The 10,971-nt window shown below is 34.2% G+C and carries 11 protein-coding genes; 9 read left to right on the top strand and 2 right to left on the bottom strand.

The annotated features are described in order from the left end of the window. Positions 1-9: 9 nt before the first annotated feature. Positions 10-840, bottom strand: coding sequence for a prephenate dehydrogenase (locus CRV04_RS03655; RefSeq protein ID WP_128995458.1), 831 nt, complete (start codon positions 838-840; stop codon positions 10-12). A 114-nt stretch (positions 841-954) separates the two neighbouring features. Here CRV04_RS03655 and bamA point away from each other — a divergent pair, with 114 nt between their 5' ends. The 6 genes from bamA to CRV04_RS03625 all read left to right on the top strand — a co-directional run bounded on the left by bamA (position 955) and on the right by CRV04_RS03625 (position 8,794). Next, positions 955-3,228 (top strand): outer membrane protein assembly factor BamA, encoded by a 2,274-nt coding sequence (bamA, locus tag CRV04_RS03650; RefSeq protein WP_128995457.1) that lies wholly within the window; start codon positions 955-957, stop codon positions 3,226-3,228. Next, complete coding sequence (locus CRV04_RS03645; protein ID WP_128995456.1) at positions 3,228-4,286, top strand: dehypoxanthine futalosine cyclase; 1,059 nt, start codon at positions 3,228-3,230, stop codon at positions 4,284-4,286. The genes bamA and CRV04_RS03645 overlap by 1 nt, the downstream gene beginning before the upstream one ends. A 67-nt stretch (positions 4,287-4,353) precedes the next feature. Next, positions 4,354-5,592, top strand: coding sequence for a M16 family metallopeptidase (locus tag CRV04_RS03640; protein WP_128995455.1), 1,239 nt, complete (start codon positions 4,354-4,356; stop codon positions 5,590-5,592). A gap of 1 nt (position 5,593) precedes the next feature. Next, the gene (gltX, locus tag CRV04_RS03635) at positions 5,594-6,871 is read left to right on the top strand and encodes a glutamate--tRNA ligase (protein WP_128995454.1); all 1,278 of its coding nucleotides are present in this window, start codon (positions 5,594-5,596) and stop codon (positions 6,869-6,871) included. Then, complete coding sequence (locus tag CRV04_RS03630; RefSeq protein ID WP_128995453.1) at positions 6,868-7,149, top strand: YggT family protein; 282 nt, start codon at positions 6,868-6,870, stop codon at positions 7,147-7,149. The genes gltX and CRV04_RS03630 overlap by 4 nt, the downstream gene beginning before the upstream one ends. Positions 7,150-7,165: 16 nt before the next feature. Beyond that, positions 7,166-8,794 (top strand): lytic transglycosylase domain-containing protein, encoded by a 1,629-nt coding sequence (locus CRV04_RS03625; RefSeq protein ID WP_128995452.1) that lies wholly within the window; start codon positions 7,166-7,168, stop codon positions 8,792-8,794. Here the strand turns inward: CRV04_RS03625 and CRV04_RS03620 are convergent. Then, the gene (locus CRV04_RS03620; RefSeq protein ID WP_128995451.1) at positions 8,754-9,326 is read right to left on the bottom strand and encodes a hypothetical protein; all 573 of its coding nucleotides are present in this window, start codon (positions 9,324-9,326) and stop codon (positions 8,754-8,756) included. The two genes, CRV04_RS03625 and CRV04_RS03620, sit on opposite strands and share 41 nt — an antisense overlap. A 77-nt stretch (positions 9,327-9,403) precedes the next feature. Between CRV04_RS03620 and mobB the strand changes: the two genes are divergently transcribed. From mobB to CRV04_RS03605, 3 genes are read left to right on the top strand one after another with little or no spacing between them, the layout of a single operon-like run. Further along, the gene (gene mobB, locus CRV04_RS03615) at positions 9,404-9,922 is read left to right on the top strand and encodes a molybdopterin-guanine dinucleotide biosynthesis protein B (RefSeq protein ID WP_128995450.1); all 519 of its coding nucleotides are present in this window, start codon (positions 9,404-9,406) and stop codon (positions 9,920-9,922) included. Then, positions 9,919-10,764, top strand: a complete 846-nt coding sequence (locus CRV04_RS03610) for a class 1 fructose-bisphosphatase (protein WP_128995449.1) — start codon at positions 9,919-9,921, stop codon at positions 10,762-10,764. Before mobB ends, CRV04_RS03610 begins: the two co-directional genes overlap by 4 nt. After that, positions 10,754-10,960 (top strand): hypothetical protein, encoded by a 207-nt coding sequence (locus CRV04_RS03605; RefSeq protein ID WP_128995448.1) that lies wholly within the window; start codon positions 10,754-10,756, stop codon positions 10,958-10,960. The genes CRV04_RS03610 and CRV04_RS03605 overlap by 11 nt, the downstream gene beginning before the upstream one ends. The last annotated feature ends 11 nt before the right edge of the window (positions 10,961-10,971 follow it).

The following is a 10,971-nucleotide window of genomic DNA, read 5'->3' as shown; positions in this document are numbered from 1 at the left end:
ATCCTTTGGTTAGAGTATTTCGTGTAGAGAATTTGCCTTTATCATCCACTTTTTTAATTGCTCATAATCATCATTTTCAACCATTGTTTTCACCATTTGCATCTGTTTTTCAAACACTTCAATGGAACTGAGTAAGTTTTTTTTGTTTTGTTTGAAAATATCGGTCCACATATCGGGGCTTGATTTAGCAATACGACTCATATCTTTAAAACCACCCGCAGCTAAGGCAATGATTGATTTTGGATCTTCATGTCCCATGACCGTATTGGCTAATGAAAAAGAGATGGCATGAGGCAGATGTGACATATAACACGCATGAATATCATGGTCTTTTGCATCCATAACCACAATACGCATACCAATGCCTTGAAAAATCCTAAAAGCTTTATTGACATGTATGTTTTCATTCTTTTCTAAATTACATAAAACAACCGTTTTACCTTCATACAACTCATCAATTGCTGCTTTTGGTCCAGATTTTTCTGTTCCAGTCATAGGGTGTGCTGCAATAAACTGCTCCCTGATACTCTCTGGTACATTTTCAATAATAAACTCTTTGGTTGAACCCAAATCAATGATGGTTGTATTTTTTGATATATCTAAAAATTGTGGGAACATCTCAATGATTGCATCAACTGGAATGGCCAAAATAATCACATCCGATTGCTCTTTTAATGCATCTAAATCCATTATTTCATCAACCAAACCTAATTCTAAAACCTCTTTTTTAGTTGATTCTCTGCTCACGTAACCGTATACATTTTTTGCAATGGAGTATTTTTTTACTGCTTTAGCAATCGATCCTCCCATTAAACCCAATCCAATAATTCCTATATTCACTGTAAACCTTTAAATAATCTATTAAATTTCAAAATATTATATCTTAACCATCCTATAAAGTTTATTTAGTTATATTAGCTACTTTATTTTATAACTACAATACTAAGGATAACTGTGAAAAAAAGTGTCGCTTTTATATCTATTGCGCTAGCTTCGATACTTGGAGCCCAAACAATTCAAAAAATTGAGTTTAAAAACCTATCAAAAGTTTCTCCAAAAATTGCCCTAGAAACGATTGATATTAAAGAAGGTGATGAGCTAGACGTTGATAAAGTAAATGAAGCCATTAAGAAATTTTATCGATTCGGCTATTTTGATGACATCAGAGTAAACGACAACAAAGGAATCTTAGAATTTATTTTTACAGAAAAACCATCCATTGCAAATGCAGAAATGAACGGTTATAAGTCACGACAAGAAGATATTGATGAAGTGCTAAAACGAATTGGTCTCTCAAAAGGAACCATGTACACAAAAGCAAAAATCCAAAATGCCAAAGAGCAACTCTTAACAGAACTTCAACGAGAAGGGTACGTCAACTCAGTCGTTGAAATCACTATTGATAAACTCAATGATGATTCCGTTGCAGTTACAGTAGATGTAAACAAAGGGGATGAAATTATCATCAAAAAAGTAAACTATAATGGAGCTACTTATTTAGATGAAGATGATTTCGAACCCGTAACAGCGAACAGAGAAGAAGACTTTGTCTCTTGGTGGTTTGGACAAAACAGTGGGGAAGTAATGGTAGATCAACTCCCTTATGAGAACATGCGAATCAACGAACTCTATTTTGAACATGGATTCTTGGACTCCAAAGTAAAACCACCTTTTATGAAAGTAGACTTTGCAGCGAACCAAGCAAAACTGGACTTTTTTATTGAAGAAGGGGTACAATACAGTGTGGATGATGTAATCATCTATTTGGATGCTTCTATTATGGACCCAGCAAGCCTTTACCCAAAACTTCAACTTGAAAAAGACGATGTGTTTAATATGAAGAAGCTTCGAAAAGATGTGGAGTATATTAAAACACAAATTGCCGATTTGGGGTATGCTTATACTCAAGTACAATTTGATATTAAAAAAGACACTGAAAATAAAAAAGCCAGTATCGTTTATTCTGTCATTCCAGGTAAAAAAGTATACATCAATGATGTTTATATCTCTGGAAACACCAAAACATTAGACCGAGTTATAAGAAGAAATGTCTATTTGGCTCATGGGGATTTATACAGCTTAACAGACTATAAAGACTCTATCAGTAAATTAAAACGTCAAGGTTTCTTTGAAGACGTAACGATTGATCAAAAAAGAATTTCTGAAGATAAAATGGACTTAATTGTCAAAGTGAAAGAGATGCCAACGGGTCAACTCATACTTGGTGGTGGATTTGGTTCATATGATGGTTTCATTGTAAATGCCTCAATTCAAGACAGAAATATCTTTGGTTCAGGTCTTAACTTAGGTTTCTCTATTGATACTTCAGATAAAAGAGATAACTTTGAACTCTCTTTAGCAAACCCAGCAATTAATGACAGCAGTTACAATGGAAGTTTCAGTATTTATAATCGAACACTCGATATTGAACACGACAATGATTATGGAGAGTATGATCTGGATAAAAAAACAACGGGATTTTCTATCAGTGTAGGAAAAGAACTCACACGAAACTTTTATGCAGGGTTAACATATAAACTAGAGAACATTGAAGAAGAGTTTGATTATGAAGACGATTATGCTTCCAATAAAGCCAATCCATCTAATTTTATGAGAGAAGATGAAGATTACCTTTTAAGCTCTATTACACCTTATATTAATTACAACTCAACAGATGATTACTATTTTCCAAGAAATGGTATTAAAGCAGGAACCTCTTTAGAGTTTGCAGGTGTAGGGGGAGATGCAAAATACATTGAGAGTTCAACGTACTTTAAATACTTCTACTCGCTTGAAAACTGGTTAGATTGGGATGCTGTATTCAGATATAGAGCCAATCTTAAAATCATTGAAGATAACGGTATGGTTCCATACGGAAGTTCATTCTATTTAGGGGGACCAAAATCACTCAGAGGATATGAATCATATGCATTTGGTCCAGATTATGATGAAAATGTCAATGATGACCCATACACAAAAATGTTCACCAATGGTTTTGAATTGAGTTTCCCATTGGTGCCTTCTGCAAAAATGCGATGGGGTCTTTTTTATGATTACGGTATGATTGGGGAAGATTCATTTAATGATATTAAACGAAGTGGTACAGGTGCCCTTATTGAGTGGGTCTCACCATTTGGTCCACTGCAATTTATCTTTGCTCAACCAATTGATGATGAATCAGGAGATAAAACATCAACCTTTGAATTTAGTTTAGGAACCAGCTTTTAATGATTGATTTAGAGAAGAGATTGACGAAAGAGGAGGCACTTGATTTAATTCAAAATATGCCTCTTTTAGAACTGGGAGAGTTGGCATTTGAAAAAAAACTTCAACTGCATCCTACTAAAACCACTACTTTTGTGGTTGATAGAAACATAAACTATACCAATGTCTGTTTTGTAGATTGTAAATTCTGCGCTTTTTACAGACATGGACGAGACGATGATGCCTATATTTTATCCTATGAAGAAATTGATCAAAAAATTGAAGAGCTTTTAGCCATTGGTGGAACTCAAATTTTAATGCAAGGGGGTGTTCACCCTAAATTAAAAATTGATTTTTATGAAGATTTAGTTGAACACATTCATACAAATTTTCCACAAATCACACTGCACTCTTTTTCAGCTATTGAGATTGATTATATTGCAAAGGTTTCTAAACTTACTTATAATGAAGTTTTGACACGACTTCAAGCAAAAGGGTTAAGTTCTATTCCTGGAGCTGGAGCTGAAATATTAAGTGATCGAGTACGAGATATTGTCGCACCTAAAAAACTGGATGCTCAAAAGTGGTTGGATGTCCATGAAGCTGCTCACAAAATTGATATGAAAACAACTGCAACCATGATGTTTGGTACCGTTGAAACCGATGAAGAGATCATTGAACATTGGGATAAAATCAGAGAACTTCAAGACAGAACGGGTGGTTTTAGAGCCTTTATCATGTGGTCATTTCAAAGTGCCAACACCAAACTGCTTCAAGAAATACCCGATTTAAAACCACAATCTTCAAATCGATATCTCAGACTGCTTGCCGTTGCACGACTCTTTTTAGACAATTTTAAAAATATTCAAAGTTCATGGGTTACTCAAGGAAGTTATATTGGTCAAATGGCTCTTAAATTTGGTGCCAATGACTTAGGAAGTACCATGATGGAAGAGAATGTAGTAGCTGCTGCAGGAGCTACAAACTGCATGAATCAAGATGAAATGATACAACTCATCAAAGATGTGGGGGAAAACCCTGCTAAACGAAATACTGCCTACGAAATACTAGAAAGGTTTTAAAATGACTAAGCTATCACGCTTACTTTTTAATCTTTTATTCATTACACTATGTACACAAGGATTTTTAATGAGTGCTACAATTAAGCATGTTACAATAAGTGGTGTTGAAATACCCGTTATTTTTGAGCAAGAGAACTCACTGCCGACATTTAATATGCAACTTGTATTTAAAAACTCAGGTTATATACAAGATAAAACAAAACCAGGACTTGCCAATATCAGTGCAAAACTTTTAAACGAAGGAACAAAAGAGCTAGGAAGCGTAAAGTTTGCCCAAAAGCTTGAAAACCGTGCAATTTCTTTAAGTGCATCCAATGGGTTTGAAACCTTTGTGATTGAATTAGCGAGCTTAAAAAGTGAATATACAACAGGCTTAAAACTTTTAAAAGATTTGTTGGCTTCACCTAATTATGATAAAAACGTTCTTGATAAAATTAAAACAACACAAATGGGTGTTTTGAAACGTAAAGAGAATGACTACGATTATGTTGCAAAAAATAACCTCAAAAAGCTTATTTTTAAAGATACAGCTCTTGAAAACCCTTCAAGTGGAACCATTGAGTCTATTGCAAATATTAAAGTCAAAGATATCAAAGCTTTTTTAGATAATGCATTGACGTTAAATAACTTAATTGTCGTTGCAGGCGGTGAGATTACGTTTGAAGAGTTAGAAAAACAAATCAAAAAACTTCTTACAAATCTTCCAAAAGGAAAAAATGAGGAACTTGAAACCATTTCAATCACAAGCAAAGCTCAAGTTAAAGAGGAGATCAAAGAGACAGAACAAGCCTATATCTATTTTGCCAGTCCATTCTTTATGACCTCACAAGACCAACACACCTATTTAGCAAAAGTGGCTTCATTTATCCTAGGTGGAAGTGGTTTTGGTAGCCGTCTTATGGAGGAGATTCGTGTGAAACGTGGTTTAGCTTATAGTGCATATGGGTATATCTCAGTGAATAAATCACACACCTACTTTACTGGTTATTTACAAACCAAACTAGAGAGTGCAAAAGAGGCTCAAGAACTCGTACAAGAGTTGGTCAATGAGTTTGTGAAAAAGGGAGTGACACAAAAAGAGTTAGATAGTGCAAAAAAATTCTTGCTTGGAAGCGAACCATTAAGAACTGAAACACTCAGTCAAAGACTGAACCGTGCATTTACCTACTATTATAGAGGTTTGGGTGCAAACTTTGCTGAACTTGAACTTAAAAAAATCGAAAAAGTGGAGCTTGAAGAACTCAATAACTTCATCAAATCACACCAAGAAATCGAACAACTCTCATTTTCGATTGTAAGGAAGTAGTGTGTTTAGATTTGCCGTAAGTCCAACTGAACCATTAAGTATCAACAGTCTTCGAATTGCTCTTTTAAACTATATTGTCGCTCAACAACACAAAGAAGAGTTGGTTCTTCGTATAGATGATACAGATAAAGAGCTCAACATTGAAAACTGTGAAAAAGAGATACAAGAACTTCTTACCCTTTTTTCAATTGGTCATTCACGTGTTATTTTTCAAAGTGAGAACTTAAAATATCATCAAAAAATGGCGATGCAACTTTTGATGCAAAAAAAAGCTTTTTCATGTTTTTGTTCACAAGAGAAACTCGATGAACTCAAAGAAGAAGCTCAACAAAAGAACACACTTTACTCATATGATGGTTTTTGTGCAACGCTAAGCGATGAAACGGTTTTAAATGTCAATGCTCCTTTTACAATCAGAATGCAAAAACCAACTGAAAATATTGAATTTTCAGACTCGCTTCAAGGGAGTGTAAACCATACACCTGATGAAATAGATGCCTTTATTATTTTGAAACATGATAAAACACCGACATATAATTATGCTTGTGCCGTTGATGATATGCTTTATGATATTTCAACCATTATTCGCTCTTCAAAGCACCTGCTGAACACAACTCGACAGATTCATATTCAAAAAGCATTAGGGTACAATAAAGTGATTGCTTATACACACTGCGCGGACATTAGTTGTGATATAAAAGAAGCCAACAGTGTCAAATACTTAATCGATGAAGGTTTTTTACCTGCAGCCATTGCAAACTATCTTGTGCTGTTAGGGAGCAATGCACCTAAAGAGATTTTTACACTGGAAGAAGCTCTTGAATGGTTTGATATTAATTCTTTATCCAAAGAGAATCTCACATTTGATATAAACAAATTAAAAGAGATCAATAAACAACATATTGAAACTATGGGAAATATGCGTCTGTCCAAAATCATTGGTTTTGCCGATGAAGATATAGGAAAACTTTCAAAACTCTATTTAAATAATTGCTCTACAATTAAAGAAATCAAGGCGAAAATGGATGCCATATTTGCACCTAAAAAACCAATTAAAAAATTTAAAGACGAGTTTCCTGTTTTAAAAGAGGCACTTGAAAAAGCACCCTACTTTGAGAACTTTGATGCCCTTTTAAACTATTTAAAACAAGAGACTCAATTTGACCTTAATGATTCAACAGCGTCACTTTGCTATATATTAACAGGAAATGAATCAGGACCTTCACTTGATGAAGTCTATCCTTTTATTAAAAACTATTTAGGAGAAATTGTAAAATGATTGATGCACTTATAAGCTCAGTTGCTGTCGTTGTTCTGGGGATAATAAAACTCTATTACTGGGTTATTATTATCTCAGCCATATTAAGTTGGGTCAGACCAGATCCATATAATCCAATTGTACAGATGTTAGATCGATTAACACAACCTGCCTATGCACTGGTTCGACGATTTATTCCAACAGTGGTCGGTGGTATTGATTTAGCACCACTGATTATTATCTTTATTCTTATATTTTTAGAGACCTTTTTAGCCAGAATTTTTGCTGGTATGCTTTAAATATAAAGAGTGTAAGATGAAAAGTTCTCTGCTTAGTAAGCTTTTCATGCTTACACTTTTGCTTTCAAACCTTTACAGTTCACAAATCAATCTGGCTTGGCTTCAAGAGCAACCCAAATCATTTGCCAGAGATTTTTATATCTTACAGTTTCTCAACCAAGAAATCACTCCTACACAAGCCATTGAAGCATTAGAGTTGATTCATAACATGAACTATAAGCTTTTCTTTGCTTATGCAAAAAAATTGCAACATGACGAGACTTATGCTGTAGTACAGTGTCTACAAGCGTCCACAAAAGAACTCATTCAAACGAATGCCGATTGTATTGCTGCTGGTCTGTCGACCTATGAAATGACTACTTTGACTTACATACAAAAAAAAGAGCTCTATGAAAAATTAAAAGAAAAATATCCCCAAAAAGCCGCCACACTGTTAATTTTAAATTCTCCACTTCCTTTTACAAAACTCATTGCAAGCCACAATGAAGGCTTTTTCGATGTTTTTAATCAAGTGGGTGCAGCCTATATAAAACACTATTTTAACTATAAACTTCCTAAAAACAGACTTGAACAGTTGCAAATAGATACAAAATTTAATCAAACCATTAAAATTATAGTAACCAACCTTGAGTTATCCAATTTGCAAACATCACTTTTAAAAGAGTTTAAAGCAGATATATTAACCTCCGATTCACTCTTTTATTTGGGCATCAATGCGTTAAGACACAACCACAATGAATTGGCAATCAATTATTTTAAAGCGGCATCACAAAAGAATTATTTACGATTTGAAAAAGACAAAATCAATTTTTGGCTCTATCAAACAACCAAAGATAAATCCTATCTTGAAACACTCAATAAGAGCAACGATATTAATATCTATACCCTCTTTGCAAAAGAGCAATTCAAAGAAGTCTTTACAAATATAGAGTATGATATTAAGCAACTTGATGAAAAAAGCAGTTTTGATGTCACCAATCCATTTTTATGGCAAAAAATAAAAAATGAACTGACAACAAATTATGATATTAAAAAATACGAACATCTCTTTACGCAAGAGTATTCAAAACCCAATTTGGCCTATATTTATGAAAAATACAATAAGTATCAGAAACACTATTTTATTACGCCATATGAAAGCTTCTTAAAAGAACAATCCACTCAACGCAAAGCGCTTATTTATGCATTAGCCAAACAGGAAAGCCACTTAATAGCAAGTGCCATTTCCCCTTCATATGCACTGGGAGTGATGCAAATCATGCCTTTTTTAGCCAAACATCTCTCGCAAAAAAGCAAAGAATCGTTCAACATCTACGCACAACTTAATCCTAAAATCAGTATCACATACGCCAATGAACATCTGAACTATTTAGAAGAACATCTCTCTCACCCACTTTTTATTGCCTATGCCTATAATGGAGGTATTGGGTTTACACAACAAATGCTTAAAACAGATATTTTTGATTTGGACAAAAAAGAGTATGAACCTTATTTAAGCATGGAGTTGGTTCCAGTTGATGAGAGCAGAAAATATGGGAAGAAAGTTTTAGCAAACTATTTTATCTACTATAACCATCTCAATCCCAAAAATAAAACGGTGTTTTCTACCTTAATTCAAACGATAAAGAAGTCTCACCATAAGTAGTGTGATTGAGCTTCAATGTTAAGATATCGTTATTGGTAAACTTAATTTCTTCAGAGTTATTAAAATCAGAAGTATCATAATAGTTGGCTTTGAGTGTTCCTTTATCGTTTTCATCTTGGTCAAACTTCACCACATAATAACTCGCCCATTGATTCATCAATGGAAGGTTATTATACATCACATGTTCAGGTGTCAACTTTTCAAGAGAGACATAGTTACGACCATTTAAAGACAAGAAAAAACTTAAATCTTCTAAAGAGTTATCAATCTCTTGTTTCGTATTATCAACAATGTAAATACCAATGATAAAATTTTCAAACTCATCGTCCCACATCTTATTGACAGCGTTCAAATACGTTACATTCATCATAACTTTTACTTCATCTTCATACACAATATCGGCTTTTTTTGTGTATTGTAATGCACTTGAATAAAGGGAACTTTTGTCAAAATATCGTGTTGCTAAATGTTCAGTGCAACCTGTAAATATAAATGAGATAACCAAAGTAAAAAGAAAAAAAGTTTTTTTCATTCAAGCCCTTTAACAATTAATAAGTCACGTATTGTACACTAAAGATACTTTAACCATCATTTAGGTAAAATCCCCCTATGAATAAAGATGTACAGACAACATACAAACAACTTGCCGTTGCTTTTAGTGGGCCTTCCAACAGTGGAAAAACAACTTTGGTTGTGAAAGTCTCCAATATTTTACAAGACAGAGGATATAAAGTCTGTATTGTGAAACACGACCCTAAAGATAAAGCACTCTTTGATAAAGAGGGAAAAGATTCACATAAATTCTCTCAAACAGGTGCCAATGTAGCTGTTGTCAGCCCTACACGAACCACACTGTTTAAACAATCCACATCCACCATTGAAGAGCTCATTGAACTGTTTAAAGAGTTTGATTATCTGCTGGTTGAAGGGTTAAAAACCTTGCCTCTTCCACGAGTCTCCGTTTTTAGAAACAGTTTAGATGAAACCTATTTTGAAGTCACTGATGCCATCGCTTGTGATGAAAGCATCAATAAAGAAGATATTCCATCAACGATTACTCAACTGGATTTAAACAATCCTGAAGAAGTGATTGAATGGATAGAAAACAATGCAAAGAGAGTAAAATGATAGAGATTTTTGAAGCCATTAAACAAAGTGCCATAGAGATAAAACACCTCATTGAAACCGGAGATACGGGAAAGAGTGAGCTTGAAAACTCAACAGGTGATACTCAACTTAAACTGGATATTCAAAGCGATAAAATCATTGAATCCATTTTTTCAAAAGTTCCAAGTATCAAACAAATCGTATCTGAAGAGCAAGAAGCCGTTGTGCCTTTACACCAAGATGGTCAATACTTAATTGCATATGATCCATTAGATGGTTCATCACTTGTAGATGTGAATTTATCGGTGGGTTCAATCTTTGGAATTTATGAAGACGAATTTACTGGTAAAAATTTGATTGCTTCAGTTTATGTAGTGTTTGGACCAAGAGTAGAGATGGTTGTCGCACAAACAGACGTTAAAATGTATCGACTTTTAAATGGAGAGTTTAAATTCATCCAAAATATAAAACTGAATGAAAAAGGAAAACTCAATGCACCGGGTTCAACACAAAATTGTTGGGCACCCTACCATAAACAACTCATTGATGATATTTTCAATGATGGATATCGCTTACGATACTCTGGAGGAATGGTTCCAGACTTGCACCAAATTCTGTTAAAAGGAGGCGGACTTTTCTCTTATCCAGGGACAACAGATCGTCCTAAAGGGAAACTTCGACAACTCTTTGAGGTCTTTCCTTTTGCCTTTGTATTTGAAAAAGCAGGTGGACAAGCCATTGATGGCTTTGATCGTGTACTTAATATTGCTACAACGCACATTCATGATACATCACCTTGTTTTTTTGGTTCAAACGAAGAGATTAACCGAGTAAAAGAAGTCTATAAAGCCAATGAAAAATAGTGAAGTCATTGAGATTGATGAGTGGGAACTTAAACTCGAGAACGAGTTGAAACTCCTTAAAGAGTGTCAAACATCAAAAAATTTACCCGGTTGTGAAACTTGCAGTGAATTTTTTGATTGCGAAAAAAGAAAACAGTATGTGGTTGCCGTCTATGAATCTATGAACAAAGGTTCTGGCGGTGGCTTTGAATTTTAATTAAAGGTAAA

The sequence above is a fragment of the Candidatus Marinarcus aquaticus genome (genome assembly GCF_004116335.1).
Classification (GTDB): domain Bacteria; phylum Campylobacterota; class Campylobacteria; order Campylobacterales; family Arcobacteraceae; genus Marinarcus; species Marinarcus aquaticus.
This window is presented reverse-complemented; position numbering and strand designations above follow the sequence as displayed.

Excerpts from the sequence above, each read along its gene's own strand:
- CRV04_RS03620 (WP_128995451.1), bottom strand. The coding sequence starts at position 9,326 with ATGAAAAAAACTTTTTTTCTTTTTACTTTGGTTATCTCATTTATATTT.
- CRV04_RS03640 (WP_128995455.1), top strand. The coding sequence starts at position 4,354 with ATGAGTGCTACAATTAAGCATGTTACAATAAGTGGTGTTGAAATACCC.
- CRV04_RS03630 (WP_128995453.1), top strand. The coding sequence starts at position 6,868 with ATGATTGATGCACTTATAAGCTCAGTTGCTGTCGTTGTTCTGGGGATA.
- CRV04_RS03610 (WP_128995449.1), top strand. The coding sequence starts at position 9,919 with ATGATAGAGATTTTTGAAGCCATTAAACAAAGTGCCATAGAGATAAAA.
- mobB (WP_128995450.1), top strand. The coding sequence starts at position 9,404 with ATGAATAAAGATGTACAGACAACATACAAACAACTTGCCGTTGCTTTT.
- CRV04_RS03605 (WP_128995448.1), top strand. The coding sequence starts at position 10,754 with ATGAAAAATAGTGAAGTCATTGAGATTGATGAGTGGGAACTTAAACTC.
- CRV04_RS03625 (WP_128995452.1), top strand. The coding sequence starts at position 7,166 with ATGAAAAGTTCTCTGCTTAGTAAGCTTTTCATGCTTACACTTTTGCTT.
- CRV04_RS03645 (WP_128995456.1), top strand. The coding sequence starts at position 3,228 with ATGATTGATTTAGAGAAGAGATTGACGAAAGAGGAGGCACTTGATTTA.